At 70.9% G+C, this 13,193-nt stretch carries 17 protein-coding genes; 8 read left to right on the top strand and 9 right to left on the bottom strand.

Features of this window, described 5'->3' with window-relative positions; translation table 11 throughout:
• Positions 1-42 precede the first annotated feature (42 nt).
• The 3 genes from rlmN (at position 43) to AB0C38_RS18705 (ending at position 1,804) form a co-directional block, all read left to right on the top strand.
• Positions 43-1,149 (top strand): 23S rRNA (adenine(2503)-C(2))-methyltransferase RlmN, encoded by a 1,107-nt coding sequence (gene rlmN, locus AB0C38_RS18715; protein WP_360674447.1) that lies wholly within the window; start codon positions 43-45, stop codon positions 1,147-1,149.
• A gap of 32 nt (positions 1,150-1,181) precedes the next feature.
• Entirely contained in the window at positions 1,182-1,448 is a 267-nt protein-coding gene (locus tag AB0C38_RS18710) for a hypothetical protein (protein ID WP_360674444.1), read from the top strand.
• Positions 1,449-1,561: 113 nt separating this feature from the next.
• Entirely contained in the window at positions 1,562-1,804 is a 243-nt protein-coding gene (locus AB0C38_RS18705) for a hypothetical protein (protein ID WP_360674441.1), read from the top strand.
• On the opposite strand, the gene AB0C38_RS18700 is transcribed toward AB0C38_RS18705, so the two are convergent.
• Positions 1,805-2,701: an intradiol ring-cleavage dioxygenase gene (locus tag AB0C38_RS18700; protein WP_360674438.1), complete on the bottom strand. Its 897-nt coding sequence runs from the start codon at positions 2,699-2,701 to the stop codon at positions 1,805-1,807.
• Positions 2,702-3,179: 478 nt separating this feature from the next.
• Positions 3,180-4,550 carry a DUF222 domain-containing protein gene (locus AB0C38_RS18695; RefSeq protein ID WP_360674435.1) on the bottom strand — a complete coding sequence of 457 codons (1,371 nt, stop codon included), beginning with the start codon at positions 4,548-4,550 and terminating at the stop codon, positions 3,180-3,182.
• Positions 4,551-4,629: 79 nt separating this feature from the next.
• Here AB0C38_RS18695 and AB0C38_RS18690 point away from each other — a divergent pair, with 79 nt between their 5' ends.
• Positions 4,630-5,169 (top strand): hypothetical protein, encoded by a 540-nt coding sequence (locus tag AB0C38_RS18690; RefSeq protein WP_360674432.1) that lies wholly within the window; start codon positions 4,630-4,632, stop codon positions 5,167-5,169.
• Here AB0C38_RS18690 and AB0C38_RS18685 read toward each other — a convergent pair.
• Both AB0C38_RS18685 and AB0C38_RS18680 read right to left on the bottom strand, forming a co-directional pair.
• Entirely contained in the window at positions 5,144-5,428 is a 285-nt protein-coding gene (locus AB0C38_RS18685; RefSeq protein ID WP_360674429.1) for a MoaD/ThiS family protein, read from the bottom strand. The genes AB0C38_RS18690 and AB0C38_RS18685 overlap by 26 nt on opposite strands.
• A 2-nt stretch (positions 5,429-5,430) precedes the next feature.
• Entirely contained in the window at positions 5,431-6,513 is a 1,083-nt protein-coding gene (locus AB0C38_RS18680) for an exo-alpha-sialidase (protein ID WP_360674426.1), read from the bottom strand.
• A 163-nt stretch (positions 6,514-6,676) separates the two neighbouring features.
• Between AB0C38_RS18680 and AB0C38_RS18675 the strand changes: the two genes are divergently transcribed.
• Both AB0C38_RS18675 and AB0C38_RS18670 read left to right on the top strand, forming a co-directional pair.
• A complete protein-coding gene (locus AB0C38_RS18675) occupies positions 6,677-7,042 on the top strand; it encodes a YciI family protein (protein WP_360674423.1) in 366 nt (121 codons plus the stop codon).
• Between the two features lie 32 nt (positions 7,043-7,074).
• Positions 7,075-8,370, top strand: coding sequence for a M48 family metalloprotease (locus AB0C38_RS18670; RefSeq protein WP_360674420.1), 1,296 nt, complete (start codon positions 7,075-7,077; stop codon positions 8,368-8,370).
• Here the strand turns inward: AB0C38_RS18670 and AB0C38_RS18665 are convergent.
• From AB0C38_RS18665 to AB0C38_RS18655, 3 genes are read right to left on the bottom strand one after another with little or no spacing between them, the layout of a single operon-like run.
• Positions 8,360-9,334 (bottom strand): NAD(P)-dependent alcohol dehydrogenase, encoded by a 975-nt coding sequence (locus AB0C38_RS18665; RefSeq protein WP_360674418.1) that lies wholly within the window; start codon positions 9,332-9,334, stop codon positions 8,360-8,362. The genes AB0C38_RS18670 and AB0C38_RS18665 overlap by 11 nt on opposite strands.
• Complete coding sequence (locus AB0C38_RS18660) at positions 9,331-9,555, bottom strand: helix-turn-helix transcriptional regulator (RefSeq protein ID WP_360674415.1); 225 nt, start codon at positions 9,553-9,555, stop codon at positions 9,331-9,333. Before AB0C38_RS18660 ends, AB0C38_RS18665 begins: the two co-directional genes overlap by 4 nt.
• Positions 9,549-10,001, bottom strand: a complete 453-nt coding sequence (locus AB0C38_RS18655; RefSeq protein ID WP_360674412.1) for a hypothetical protein — start codon at positions 9,999-10,001, stop codon at positions 9,549-9,551. Before AB0C38_RS18655 ends, AB0C38_RS18660 begins: the two co-directional genes overlap by 7 nt.
• A 130-nt stretch (positions 10,002-10,131) precedes the next feature.
• Here AB0C38_RS18655 and AB0C38_RS18650 point away from each other — a divergent pair, with 130 nt between their 5' ends.
• Entirely contained in the window at positions 10,132-10,482 is a 351-nt protein-coding gene (locus AB0C38_RS18650; protein ID WP_360674409.1) for a YciI family protein, read from the top strand.
• A gap of 5 nt (positions 10,483-10,487) precedes the next feature.
• Complete coding sequence (locus AB0C38_RS18645; protein ID WP_360674406.1) at positions 10,488-11,747, top strand: RNA polymerase sigma factor; 1,260 nt, start codon at positions 10,488-10,490, stop codon at positions 11,745-11,747.
• Between the two features lie 218 nt (positions 11,748-11,965).
• Here AB0C38_RS18645 and AB0C38_RS18640 read toward each other — a convergent pair whose 3' ends face one another.
• Both AB0C38_RS18640 and AB0C38_RS18635 read right to left on the bottom strand, forming a co-directional pair.
• Positions 11,966-12,583, bottom strand: a complete 618-nt coding sequence (locus AB0C38_RS18640; protein ID WP_360674403.1) for an enoyl-CoA hydratase/isomerase family protein — start codon at positions 12,581-12,583, stop codon at positions 11,966-11,968.
• Positions 12,580-13,173 (bottom strand): TetR/AcrR family transcriptional regulator, encoded by a 594-nt coding sequence (locus AB0C38_RS18635; RefSeq protein ID WP_360674400.1) that lies wholly within the window; start codon positions 13,171-13,173, stop codon positions 12,580-12,582. Before AB0C38_RS18635 ends, AB0C38_RS18640 begins: the two co-directional genes overlap by 4 nt.
• Positions 13,174-13,193 lie beyond the last annotated feature (20 nt).

Genomic DNA, 13,193 nt, shown 5'->3' with positions numbered 1-13,193 from the left:
GCGCGTGCCGGGGCTCGGGGCGCGTGGGAGACTGGTGCGGTTATGACTGCCCTCCCGCTCGTTTTCGACGCCCCCAAGCGCGGCCTGCCGCCGCGCCACCTCGCCGACCTTTCGGTGGCCGACCGCGCCGCCGCAGTGGCCGAGCTGGGGGAGAAGCCGTTCCGCGCGAAGCAGCTGTCGAACCACTACTTCTCGCGCCTCACGGTCGACCCGGCGGAGATGACCGACATCCCGGCGGCGTCCCGCTCGAAGCTGGTCGAGTCGCTGATGCCGACGCTGCTGACCGAGGTCCGCGCGCTGGAGGCCGACAAGGGCGCGACGCGCAAGACGCTCTGGCGCGCGCACGACGGCACGCTCCTGGAGAGCGTCCTGATGCGCTACCCGGACCGCGCGACGCTGTGCATCTCGAGCCAGGCCGGCTGCGGCATGGCGTGCCCCTTCTGCGCGACCGGCCAGGGCGGCCTCGACCGCAACCTGTCGACGGCGGAGATCGTGGACCAGGTCCGCTCGGCGGCGGCGGTCATGCGCGACGGCGCGATGTCCGGTGGTCCCGGTCGGCTGTCGAACATCGTCTTCATGGGCATGGGTGAACCTCTCGCGAACTACAAGCGCGTGGTTGCCGCGGTCCGGCGGATCACGGATCCCGCGCCGGGTGGGCTGGGGATCGGCCAGCGTTCGGTGACGGTGTCGACCGTGGGGCTGGCGCCGGCGATCCGCAAGCTGGCGGACGAGAAGATGCAGGTGCGGCTGGCGGTTTCGCTGCACACGCCGGACGACGAGCTGCGGGACACGCTGGTGCCGGTGAACGAGCGCTGGTCGGTGGACGAGGTGCTCTCTGCCGCCCGGTACTACGCCGACACGTCCGGTCGTCGGGTGTCCATCGAGTACGCGTTGATCCGGGACATCAATGACCAGCCGTGGCGCGCCGAGCTGCTGGCGAAGCGGCTTCGGAAGCACCTGGGTCAGCTGGTGCACGTGAACGTGATCCCGCTGAACCCGACGCCGGGGTCGAAGTGGGATGCCTCGCCGAAGCCGGTGGAGCGGGAGTTCGTGCGGCTGGTGAACGCCGGCGGAGTAGCGTGCACGGTGCGTGACACGCGCGGCCAGGAGATCGCCGCGGCTTGTGGCCAGCTCGCGGCCGAAGGCTGAGTTTTCGTTTCTATGATGGAGAAATTGTCGTGATGTATGCCCCCAGCCTGCTGGACCCGGCTGCGGATTCGTTGAAGCTCTCGGACTTCACCGGCGCGACGGATGTTGCGCGCGAAGCCCGCACGTTGCTCGGTGAGCGGTTCAGCTCGGTGACGTTCATGTATGTCTTGATGCGTGCGTACGAGGTGGAGTACAACGCGGCGCGTGATGCTTCGAGGTGGCACGAGTTCCACGGTGGGCCGCGCGCGTTGTCGGACGCCGATCTCGAGACGTTGCTGGCTCCCTGGCTGGGCCGCTGACCAGCACTCCCCGCGAGCTGACGCGGGCGGAGCGCGAAGTTCTCGAATTCGTGCTGTCGCCGGATTTCGACGGCGCGGACCGGCTTCGCGCGCAGATACCGCATTGCCGGGTCGTGGCGGTTTGGGTGCACGGGCTGCCGAGCGTCGACCTCGCCGTGCCCGCGACCGCCGCCCCGGCGCGGGTGCCGGACGGGGTCATACCGTCCGGGGCGGAAGTCCGCGACCGCGCGGGACAGTACCTGGGTGAGGTGCTCGTCTGGGTCGGCGGCGGTCATCTGTCGGCCATCGAATACGCGTGGGTCACCGACGAAGCCCCCGATCGGCTGCCCGACGTCTCGACGATGACACTCGTCTGACTAGCGGGACGGTGGCTGCCCGCCTCCCGGAGGTGCGCCGCCGGAGGGTTTGGTCGTCGTGTCGACTCCGACGTTGAGCGTTACCTGGTAGCCGCTCGTGACGTCTCCGGTCACCGTGGCGAGCTGCAATGCTCCGCTGTCGTCGCCGAACACGTTGTCGCTGCTCAGGTTCACCTTCGCGAGGTTCGGTGCGGACTGTTCGTAGCCGGGCTGGGCGTAGACCGCTTCGCACACGTTCTGCGGCAGGGCGACCTGTGAGGTGGCGATGGCCTTGGTGGAGTCGGTGATGCCGGCCTGGTCGGGGTACACCTCGAAGTGGATGTGCGGCCAGCGGCCGTCGTAGCAGGCGGGGAAGATGCTCGTGTAGCGGACGCGGCCGTCGGCGTCGGCGAGCTGGACGCCGCGCAGGTAGTTCTCGTTCTCGATGCCGTCCGAGTAGAGCGAGTACCGCCCGGCGCGGTCGCAGTGCCAGACGTAGACGGCCACGCCGGCGAACGGTGCGCCGCCCTTGGCCAGGTCCGCCACCACCAGTTCCAGGGTCATGGGCACGCCTTCGGCGGTGCCGCTGCCGGTCCCGAAACTCGACCGGATGTCCCCGCGCACGACGCCGCTTTGCTCGAGAACGTCCGGCCCGTTGGATCCGTCGCCCGGGTACGGCCCCGCGGTCTCGTCCGGGATCTCGCCCGAAGCCGCCGACGAGGTGGAGGTGGCCGAAGAACCGCCGGAGCCGGCGCCGCACGCGGTCAACACGGCACCGGCCGCCCCGACCCCGAGAAACGTCAGCGCCCGCCGGCGGCTGAGCAACGTCGCGACGTCGAAGCCGAGACCTTGGTCGACGACCTCGTCCCGCGGCCGGGGCAGCGGGCGGCCTTCGTAGGCCGGATGCGGATTTTCCATGTCTCCGAACTTGCCGGGAGAAGGTAAGGGACGCATGTGCGAGAGCTGTGCGGCGGCTTTGGAAAAGAACATTACGGACGAACGGGGTGGCTGGCGAGACGTTCCGGCGGTGAGGTCCGAGTCTCGCTGGCCTGGGCCTCCGCGGGGTGGCCGGTGGCCGGTGGCCGGAGACGCGATGCGATGGAGTGGCCGGTGTGCGGACCGGGTGGACGCGGGCGCATTGCCGGGCTGGCGCGGCTGACCGGGTTGGTGCGCAGTGTCCGACGCCGGAGTTCCGGTACCTGACCGTCGCCGCCCACGAAGCCCCTTGGCGGCAATGGTCCGCGCGATCCGGGACGAGGGCATGGATTGCACGGTGTTTCTGTCGCCGATCCGGAGCGGGAGGCGGGGCAGCAGCTTTCCGGAGGATCCGGCTCAGGCGACGTTGTTCTGACGGTGTGGGTGTAGGCCCGTAGCCGGTGGCTGCGGGCCTTTCCCGTTACGCCGCGAATGGCAGTGGTTGGTGGAGGTTGTTGCGCCTGGGTTTTCGGCGCCTGTCCAGGAATACTGGTGGCAGGAACTCGGGCAATCCATCTGCGGCGATCCGGACTTGCCAGCCGGAACGGTGCAGCAACCGGTGGTGATGGGCGCACATCAACACCAGATTGCTCAGCTCGGTGGGGCCGCCGTCTGCCCAGTGGCGGATGTGGTGGCCTTGGCAGTGCCGGGGTGGGCGATGGCAGCCCGGGAAGGCGCAGCCTCGGTCGCGCAGGTAGAGCGCGCGGCGGATTCCGGTTGTCACCAACCGGCTCTGGCGGCCGAGGTCGAGGGGTTCGCTTTTCTTGCCCAGGACTGCGGGGATGAGCATGCAGTCGCAGGCGTGGATCCTCGCTTCGGCGGCGGAGATGGTGCCGAGGTCGCCGAGGGTGGCCTGGCCGGCGCCGGCCTTGGGTGTGGCGGTGTCGCCGAGAGTGGCCTGGCCGGCCCCGACCTTGGACGCGGTGCCGAGGTTGCCGAGGATGGCCTGGCCGGCGCCGGTCTTGGACATGGTGGGGGTGTTGCCGAGCGAGGCTGTGCCGATGCCGGACTTCAGATCTGCCAACGAGACCGCGATCATCACGTGGGCTCGTTCGCCGGCTTGCATCGGCAGGTCTGGGGTGTTGAGCGCGAGGTCGATGGCGTCGGAGAAGGCGTCGCCGTAGCGTTCCTGCGGCGAGCGGAGGTCTGGGCCCTCGTCGGTCGTGCGGCGTTGAGCCAGGGAGTCCAAGAGTGCGCTGGCGCGGGTGCCGGTCTCGTCGTCGAAGCGGCCGTTCAGCTCCCAGACCCCGGTTCTTTTGCGGCGTAAGGAAAGTTCTCGGCTGGGGGTGGCCGGTTCAGTCTCGTCGGGTTCGGTGCCGTCGGGGTCGAGGTGGGCCACGATTCGCGCGCCCAACGCCGCGACCTGTTTGTGCCCGGCGTCTTCGGCGAAGGTGAGGAGGTGCTGTTCGGCCTCGTCGCGGTGCTCGGGCGAAAGTTGAGTCACTACACCAACGATGGTGTCGATCATCGGATTGCTCAACCGGCCATCAGCAGCGGCAGTGCCGGTGGCGGGAGCAACAGCGGGGATCGGCGTGCCGTCGAGGTTACGGCCGGGGGTAAGGGCTCGGGCTCGTTTGACCACGGTTTCGGCGGCAGACTTGGGAACATCGGCGAGATGCTCGAAAAGCCGTGCTACAGAGCGGTATCCGAAGAGTTCCATGACACCGCGGGACTCGATTTCCACGAGCAGTGAACCGATCTCAGCCTCGGCAGACCGCACAACAGTGAGCAGCGCGGAGACACGATCGGCCAAGGCCACCGCATCCGCTTTCCGCACCGTTTCGCTGTCCACACACCAAGATTACCGGCAGTCGAACGCATGGGCATCACACGATCAGGTGGAAGCGGCGGCGCGGCAGGGACACCGTTGCGTGGGGAATCGGCGCACTCGCACCGAGCGGCAAGCAACAACACGAAGCGCCGATTTCCCACGCCCCGGCGAAGCCGCATCAGTAAAACCCGACCTCAGGAAGACCCAGGAGCCCAAAGCCCATCAGCATCCCCGGCTTCAAGCCGCCCCCGATAAACGCCGATCTTCCGATCACTCAGCTGAACGTTCTCCTCCAGTTCAGCCAACCGAGCCAGCACCTCAGCCCGATGGGATTCCAGCAGCGCCAACCGTTCCGGCTCGTTCCCACGACCAGCGCTGCCCGGCGACGCCGCTGCCGCTCGTACTGGCGGTCTACCTGCTGTTCGGCGTCTTCCTCGGCACGGTCAACCCGCCGATCACCACCACAGCCGTCTCCGGGATGCCGGCCTCGATGGCCGGCCGGCGTGTGGTGGCCGCGCTCGGCGCCGGTGTCCTCGCCCTGGCGCTGCTCAGCGCCGGCCGCCGCGTGGCGGTCACAGCCACGCAGGCGGCCCTGTTCGCCGAAGTCGAAGGAGTCAGCCTCCGGCGACCGACGGGATGATCTGCACCTCGCCGCGGTCGCGCAACGCCGCCGACGGGCCGCCGCGGTGGCGGCACTCCTCGCCGTCGACGTAGAAGTTGACGTAGCGGCGCAGCCCCGCCTGTTCGTCGCGCAGGCGTCGTTCGAGCGCCGGGTACCGCTGCGCGAGCGCGTCGAGCAGGGTCCCCAGCGTGGCCGGTTCGGCGACCTCGAGCTCCAGGTGGGACTCGCCGCCGGTCTTCTCCCGCAGGGCGCCGGGCACCAGCACGGTGATCCGCACGGTCACACCGTCGCGACGCGGACGGACAGGATGTCGGGCAGGTGCGAGACGACCAGCTCCCAGCTGTCGCCGTCGTCCCGGCTGGCGTAGACGTCGCCGGTCCGGGAACCGAAGTAGATCCCGGCCGGGTCGGCGTCGTCGGCGCACATCGCGTCGCGCATGACCCCGGCCCAGTATCCGTCCGGCAGCCCCGGACCCACGGCCTCCCACGACTTCCCGGCGTCCTCGCTGCGGTACACCCGGCACCGGCCCTCGGGCGGGAACCGCATGACGTCGGCGGTCAGCGGGAACGTGTAGATCACCTCGGGCCGGTGCGGGTGGACGACCATGGGGAAGCCGAAGTCGCTGGGCAGGCCGTCGGCGATGGACTGCCAGCTCGCCCCGCCGTCGTCGCTGCGGTAGACGCCGTGGTGCACCTGCGCGAAGAACCGGTCCGGCGCGCTCGGGTGCATCGCGACCTTGTGCACGCAGTGGCCGTACTCGGGGTACGGGTCGGGCACGTGCACCGCCTTGATGCCCGTGTTGCTCGCCTGCCAGGACGTGCCGCCGTCCTCGGTGCGGTAGACGCCGCCGGTCGACATCGCCACGGTGACGCGGTCCGCGTCCACCGGGTCGGGGAGCACCGTGTGGATCGCCTTGCCGCCGCCCCCGGGCGTCCAGTGCTCACGGTGCGGGTGGTCCCACAGGCCGCGGACCAGCTCGTAGGTGCGGCCGCCGTCGGCCGAGCGGAAGAGCGCGGACGGCTCAGTGCCGGCGTAGACGACGTCCGGCTCACTCACCGGCCCGGGCACGAGCTGCCAGGTCCGGACGAGGGACTCGTCGGTGTCCGGCGGGAACGCGATCGGGGCGTGGTCGGGTTCCTGCCAGGTCGCGCCCAGGTCGTCGCTGGTGGCCACGCTCGGCCCGAAGTGCTCGCTGGTGACTCCGGCGAGCAGCCGCGGCGCCGACCGGCGCGTGTCGATGCCGACCGCGTACACCTCGGTCATCGGGTGGTGGGGGCCGGTCACCGCCCAGCTCCTCCGGTCGTCCATGCTGGTCGCCAGCCACAGACCCTTGCGCGTACCGATCGCCAGCAAAACGGACATCGAGCACCCTTCCTCCCAGTGACCGGGGTCACAGTATTCTCCCGGAAAACTTCCGGGGAAAAATGTCGAACGCCGCGAGCGGCCGATCGACGCGGGGGTGAAGGCCGGTCAACGAGCCCCGGAAGACCCGGGCCCCGGCCGACGAGAACCAGGGAGCAAGGCCATGCGTTTCCTCATGATGCACCGGCTCGACGAGAACGACCCGCAGGCGTGGAACCCCAGCCCGGAGTTCATGCAGAAGATGGGCGGGTTCATCCAGGAGTCGGCGGAGAAGGGCATCCTGATCACGGGGGAAGGGGTGCACAAGTCGGACAAGGGGGCGCTGGTCCGCAAGCCGCGCGGCGCGGCGATCCGCGTCACCGACGGGCCCTTCGCCGAAGCCAAGGAGGTCATCGGCGGGTTCGCGCTGATCAACGCCGCCGACCGGGCGGACGCGGTCGAGTTCGCCAAGAAGTACGTCGAGCTGTTCGACATCGACATCGAGGTCGAGGTGCGCCAGGTCTCCGAGTTCGAAGACCTTCCGGCGTAGGACCGGCGCCCGCCGGTGGCGCTAGGCCGGCCTTGAGGTCGGTCACCGGCGCCACCGGCAACGTCGGCGCGGAAGTGGTCGCGGCACTGGCGAAAGCGGGCGAACCGGTCCGGGCGCTGGTGCGCCGGCCGGACGCCGCGCTGCCGGACGGCGCCGAAGCCGTCACCGGCGATCTCGACGATCCCGCGAGCCTCGGTGACGCGCTCGAGGGTGTCGACGGGATCTTCCTGCTGCCCGGCTACCACGACCTGACCGGCCCGGTGGCGCTGCGGCCCGCCGACCAGGTCGCGGTGCCGGCCGAGGTGACCGGCCGGCCCGCCCGCACCTTCGCCGACTGGCCGAGGCGCGCGCGGCCGCGTTTTCCTGACAGCTCCCGGACATTTCCGGCGGACCGTTGTGCTCCGCCGGGCGCCACGCCAAGGTGGACCCCGGCCGGGAGGGGGAGCGTGCGCGACAAAGAGCGGGCCAGGGTGGATCTTTCCGCGGTCCTGGGGGTGGTGCTCGCCGTCCCGGTGGTCGCCAGCAGCCTGCTGGTGCTGGGCCTGCTCGGGAAGCTGGTCTGGCCGGCGTACTTCTGGGTGCTCCCGGCCGGCTGGGCGCTGGCCGGCGCGATCACGTTCGTCCCGGTCTACGAGCACCTCGTGCTGTCCGTGCTGCTCAAGATGCGCGAGCCCAGCCAAGGTGAGCTGACCTGGCTCACGCCGAGCTGGGCGGCCGTCTGCGACGCGGCCGGGGTCGACGGCAGCCGGTACCGGCTGTGGGTCGAGCCGTCGCGCGAGCTGAACGCGTTCGCCGCCGGGGGCCGGACCGTCGCGGTGACCCGGGCCGCCCTCGACCTGGAGCGCCCGGGCCTGGAAGCGATCCTCGCCCACGAGCTGGGCCACCACCTGTCCGGGCACACGCGGGCCACCCTGCTGGTCCACTGGCTCGAACTGCCGGCCCGGGTGCTGTCCCGCCTGGTCCGGCTGATCGCCTGGGTCGTGCCGCACGTCGGGCGCGTGTTCCGCTCCTTCGGCCGGTCGGCCGAGGTGCTGGTCACCGTGCTGCTCAGCCTGGGCGTCCTCACCGCACTCGCGTTCCTCGACCCGTGGCTGCTGCTGACGCCGCTGCTCGGCCCGGTGCTCGCCTGGTCGAAGCGGCTCGGCGAGTACCGGGCCGACCGGATGGCGGCGCGGCTGGGGTACGGCCGCGAGCTGGCGCTGCTGCTGAAGGCGTGGAACCTGCGCGACCACGGGGACGAGCGCCGGTTGTGGTCCCGGCTGATGGCCGGGCACCCCGCCCACATCGACCGGGTCAAGCGGCTGAAAGACCTCGGCGTCAGGCTGTGAGCACGGCGAGGACGACCTTGCCCGCCGCGCGTCCCGCGTGCAGGTGGCCGATCGCGGCGGCGGCGTCGGCGAGGGGGTACGTCCGGTCGAGCGCCGGCGTGAGCTTCCCGGCCTCGATGAGTTCCCGCAGGTCTTCGAGGTCCGCGGCGCGCACGCGGGAGACGAGCCCGCACAGCCGCTGCCCGACGAACGGGTTCAGCAGCGCCGCCCGGAGCACGCGCTGGATGCCACCGAGCCACTTGCCGCCGTTCTCGCCGCCGACGATCACCAGCGTGCCGCGCGGGGTCAGCGCCCGGCGCAGGTCGGTCAGCGAGCGCAGGCCCGCGGTGTCCACGACCAGGTCGTACCGCTGCGCCGCGAAGTCCTCGCGCGTGTAGTCGACGACGTGCTCGGCGCCGAGCGTGCGGACCAGGTCCGTCTTGGCGGTGCTGCACACCCCGGTGACCTCCGCGCCGAAGGCCTTGGCCAGCTGGACCGCGAAGGAGCCGACACCGCCTGCCGCGCCGATGACCAGGACGCGCTGTCCCGGCTGGACGCGGCCCACGTCGCGCACGGCCTGCAGGGCGGTGCCGCCGGAAACCAGGACGGCCGCCGCCTGCTCGAACGAAAGGCGTGCGGGCTTGGCCGCGACGAGGTCCGCCTTGGCGACGGCGTGCTCGGCGAACGCGCCCTCGCAGGCGCCGAACACCTCGTCACCCGGCCGGACCCGCGTGACGCCGTCGCCGACCTCCTCGACCGTGCCGGCGAAGTCGAGGCCCCGCACGGGCTGCTTCGGCCCGCGCAGCCCGAAACCCAGGAGGCGCATCAGGTACGGCTGCCCGGTGGTCAGGTGCCACACACCCGCGTCGACGCCGGCCGCGTGGACGCGCACGAGAACCTCGCCGCCACCGGGCGACGGTCTGCCGGTGTCGCGGAACTCGAGGACGTCCGGGCTGCCGTAGCGGTCTTGGACGATGGCTTTCACGGTGACTCCTCCGGGTACTGGAACACTTCTTCGAGCGGAACTCCGAACAGGTGCGCGATCTGGAACGCCATCTCGAGCGAGGGCGAGTAGCGGCCCTGCTCGATCGCGATGACGGTCTGGCGGGTGACGCCGATCCGGCTGGCGAGGTCGGCCTGGGTCAGCCGGCCGTGCGCGAACCGGAGGGCGCGGATCGAGTTGGTGACGCGGGTCGGTTTCACCACGGCTGGAAACCCCGGCGGTAGGCGAAGATCCGGGCGACCGACCCGAGGATCGCCGAGAGCGTGAAGGCCAGGTAGACGGCATTGGCGATCCAGAAGTGCGGCGCCTCGGCCATCGCCAGCAGCAGCGCCGCGACGGCGCCGATGACGACGAACGAGTGGCCGACGTACTCGCCGAACCGGCCGATCTCGCGGTCGCGCTGGTCCTTCCCGCCGTCCTTGGAAACGATCGCGGCGAGGATGCTCGCCGCGATCGTCGCGACGATGGACGCGCCGACCGTCCACAGCAGCGCCGCGACGTAGGGGACTTCGGCCAGCGGTCGCCCGCCGGCCCGGCCGAGGACCAGGACGAGGTACACCGCGTAGCTCGCTATCGCGGCGATCCCGAGGATCCACGCCCGTTTCTCTTCGTGTGTCACGACCGCTCCCGTGTAAAACAACTTTGACATCCCCAAGGTAAAGCAAAGCAGACACCGTGTCAAAGTTTCTTGACATGAGAAAATCCTCGGCGAGAGTGTCCAAGGCGGCGCAGGCCGTTCGTAGTGATCGCGTACGGCAACCGAGCCACTGGAGGATCCCGTGAAGTACCTGATGCTGATCAACGCCTCGCTCGACGCGGACGGCGCGCCCACCGGCTGCAGCACACCCGAGGACTGGATGCTGTTCGACAAGTCCATGAAGGACGCCGGCGTCCACGTCGGCGGGAACTCGCTCGCCGACTTCACTACGGCGGCCGCGGTGCGCGTCGACGAGCGCGGCGAGCGGATCGTCACCGACGGGCCGTTCGCCGAGTCGCGGGAGGTGCTCGGCGGCTACTTCGTCGTCGACGTGCCGGACTTCGACGTCGCGCTCGACTGGGCGGCGCGCTGCCCGGGCGCCCGCGACGGCGGGAACATCGTCGTCCGGCCGCTCGCTTCGTACGGGGACTGACGGCGATGAAGGGGCGGGCGTCGGTCGAAGCGGTGTTCCGGGAGGAGCGCGGGCTGCTGCTGGCCGCGCTCGTCCGCCGGTTCGGCGACCTCGACCTGGCCGAGGAGGTGACGTCGGAGGCGATCGAGGCGGCGCTGGTGCACTGGCCCGCCGAGGGCGTCCCGCCGAAGCCGGGCGCCTGGCTGATGACGACCGCGCGGCGCAAGGCCGTCGACCGGCTGCGCCGCGACCAGGCCTACGTGGCCCGGCTCGCGGTGCTGCAGGTGGAGGCCGACCGCGCGGCGCCCGCCCCGTCGTCGGATGGCGAGCTGCCCGACGAGCGGCTCCAGCTGTTCTTCACCTGCGCCCACCCCGCGCTGCCCGCCGAAGACCGGACGGCGCTGACCCTGCGCTGCCTCGCCGGGCTGACGACGTCCGAGGTGGCGCGTGCGTTCCTGGTGCCCAGCGCGACGATGGGCAAGCGGATCGTGCGGGCGAAGAACCGGATCCGCGCGGCCCGGATCCCGTTCCGGGTGCCGGACGCGGGTGAGCTGCCCGGGCGGCTGCCGGGCGTGCTCCAGGTCGTCTACTCGATCTTCACCGAGGGGTACGCGGCGAGTTCGGGGCCGGATCTGCAGCGGCTCGACCTGGCGGAGGAGGCGATCCGGCTGGCCCGGATCCTGCACCGGCTGCTGCCGGGGGAGCGGGAGGTCGCGGGGTTGCTGGCGCTGATGCTGCTGATCCACGCGCGCCGCGACGCCCGCACGGGCCCGGACGGCGACCTGGTGCTGCTCGACGACCAGGACCGCAGCCGCTGGGACAGCGCGATGATCTCGGAGGGGACCGCCTTGGTCGAGGTCGCGCTGACGGGCGGGCCGCCAGGGCTGTACGGCGTCCAGGCGGCGATCGCGGCCCTGCACGACGAGGCCGCGGACGTGGCGGGGACGGACTGGCCGCAGATCGTGGGGCTGTACGACGTGCTGCGCGGGCTGGCGCCGTCCCCGGTGGTGGAGCTGAACCGCGCGGTGGCAGTGGCGATGAGGGATGGCCCGGCGGCGGGTCTGGCGCTGCTCGACTCGCTGGCGGACGAGCCGCGGTTGCGGGAGTACAGCCCGTTCCCGACGGCGCGAGGCGACCTGCTCGCCCGCCTCGGCCGCCACGCCGAAGCTTCGGCGGCCTACCGGGAGGCGCTGGGGTTGGCGGGCACGGAACCAGAACGCGAGCACCTGCGCCGCCGGCTCGCCGAGGTGGGCGAGGTGGGCGAGCCCGCGAAAGGTCGCGAATGAGTCATTGGCGGCGTCGGAGGTCGCGAATGAGTCATTCGCGACGCTCGGCGGAACTCGCGCAGGCCTTCACGGCTTTCAAGTCGGGTGCGCAAAGCCGTGAGGGGCACCCTTAGGGACATACGAGCCATGAGGGTGCCCTTCACGGCATTCGAGCCGGTCGTGCGAGTGTCCGGAACTGTCGGTGCCGCCGGGTAAAGTGGATACCGGGGGCCGGAGGCCTACGCCGGCGTGCGCAGCGCCGCGACCGCCGGGGCGAACATCGTCGCCTTGATCGCGCCCAGCGTTCCGCGGTCCTTGCCCGCCAACGCTTGGACCCGCTCGGAAGCCACCTTCACCACGTCGCTCTCGGCCGCGATCTCGTCCACCAGGCCGAACGACAAAGCGTCCGCGCCGCCGAACCGGCGGCCCGTCGTCATCGACGCGATCGCCGCCGCCGGTGTCAGCTTTCCCTGGATCAACGCCGCCATTCCCGGCGTGAACGGGATGTTGATGTCGGCCTCCGGGAAGCAGAAGTAGCCCCGGTCGGCGCGCATCACGCGGAAGTCGTGCGCCATCGCCAGCATCGCGCCCGCGCCGAACGCGTGCCCGTTGATCGCCGCGACCGTCGGCACCGGCAGCGTCAGCACGCGCGCGAACAGCTCCTGCACGTCGGCCACGTACTCGGAAGCCTTGTCCCCGTTGGCCATGAGCCACTCGAGGTCCAAGCCGTTCGAATAGAACTTGCCGCCGCCGGTGGTCACCAGCACGTCTTCGACTTCGTCCAAAGTGGAATGGACGCGCTGCAGCCACTCCGGCGAGAAGCGGTTTTCGTCGTCGCCCAAGGGCAAAACGGTCACGGTCGGTCCTTCTCTCGAGGGGGCACGGTCAGCACGGCCCGCACGGCGGCGGCGAGCCTCTCCCGCACCAGGGAATCGGTGACGTCCCGCCGGAAGAACGCGGTCGGCAGGTCGACGACGCAGGTGGTGATCACCTCGACGGCCAGTCCGTCGCCGCGGTCCCACACCTGACGCGCCAGCCGCACGAGCAGCGCGACCAGGCGTTTGTCCAGCGCGTGCAGGGCGTCCGCCAGCTCGTCGGGCAACTCGGGCCCGAAGAGCCGGTCCGCCTTGACGCGAAGCAGCATCCGGGCTCCGTCGGGACGCAGGGAGGCGAACACCGCGGGTGTGTCCGCCGCCGCGACGACCGCGTCCACCGGGGAGGAAGCGGCGTCCACGCGTGAGGTCTGCAGGTCGAGGAACGCGGTCGCCGCGCGCAGCCAGACCTGGGCCAGCAACGCGCTGAGCGACCCGAAAGCGTGGTAGATCGTCCCGTTCGGTACGCCCGCGGCGGCGGCCAGGCCACGCACGGTGACCTCGCCCGACGACGCGACGAGCCGTTCGGCGACGTCGAGCAGCGCGTCGAGGTCGTGGACGCGAGGGCGGGGCATGCCGCGACCATAACAGAACG

This window comes from Amycolatopsis sp. NPDC048633, assembly GCF_040650695.1.
GTDB lineage: Bacteria > Actinomycetota > Actinomycetes > Mycobacteriales > Pseudonocardiaceae > Amycolatopsis.
This window is presented reverse-complemented; position numbering and strand designations above follow the sequence as displayed.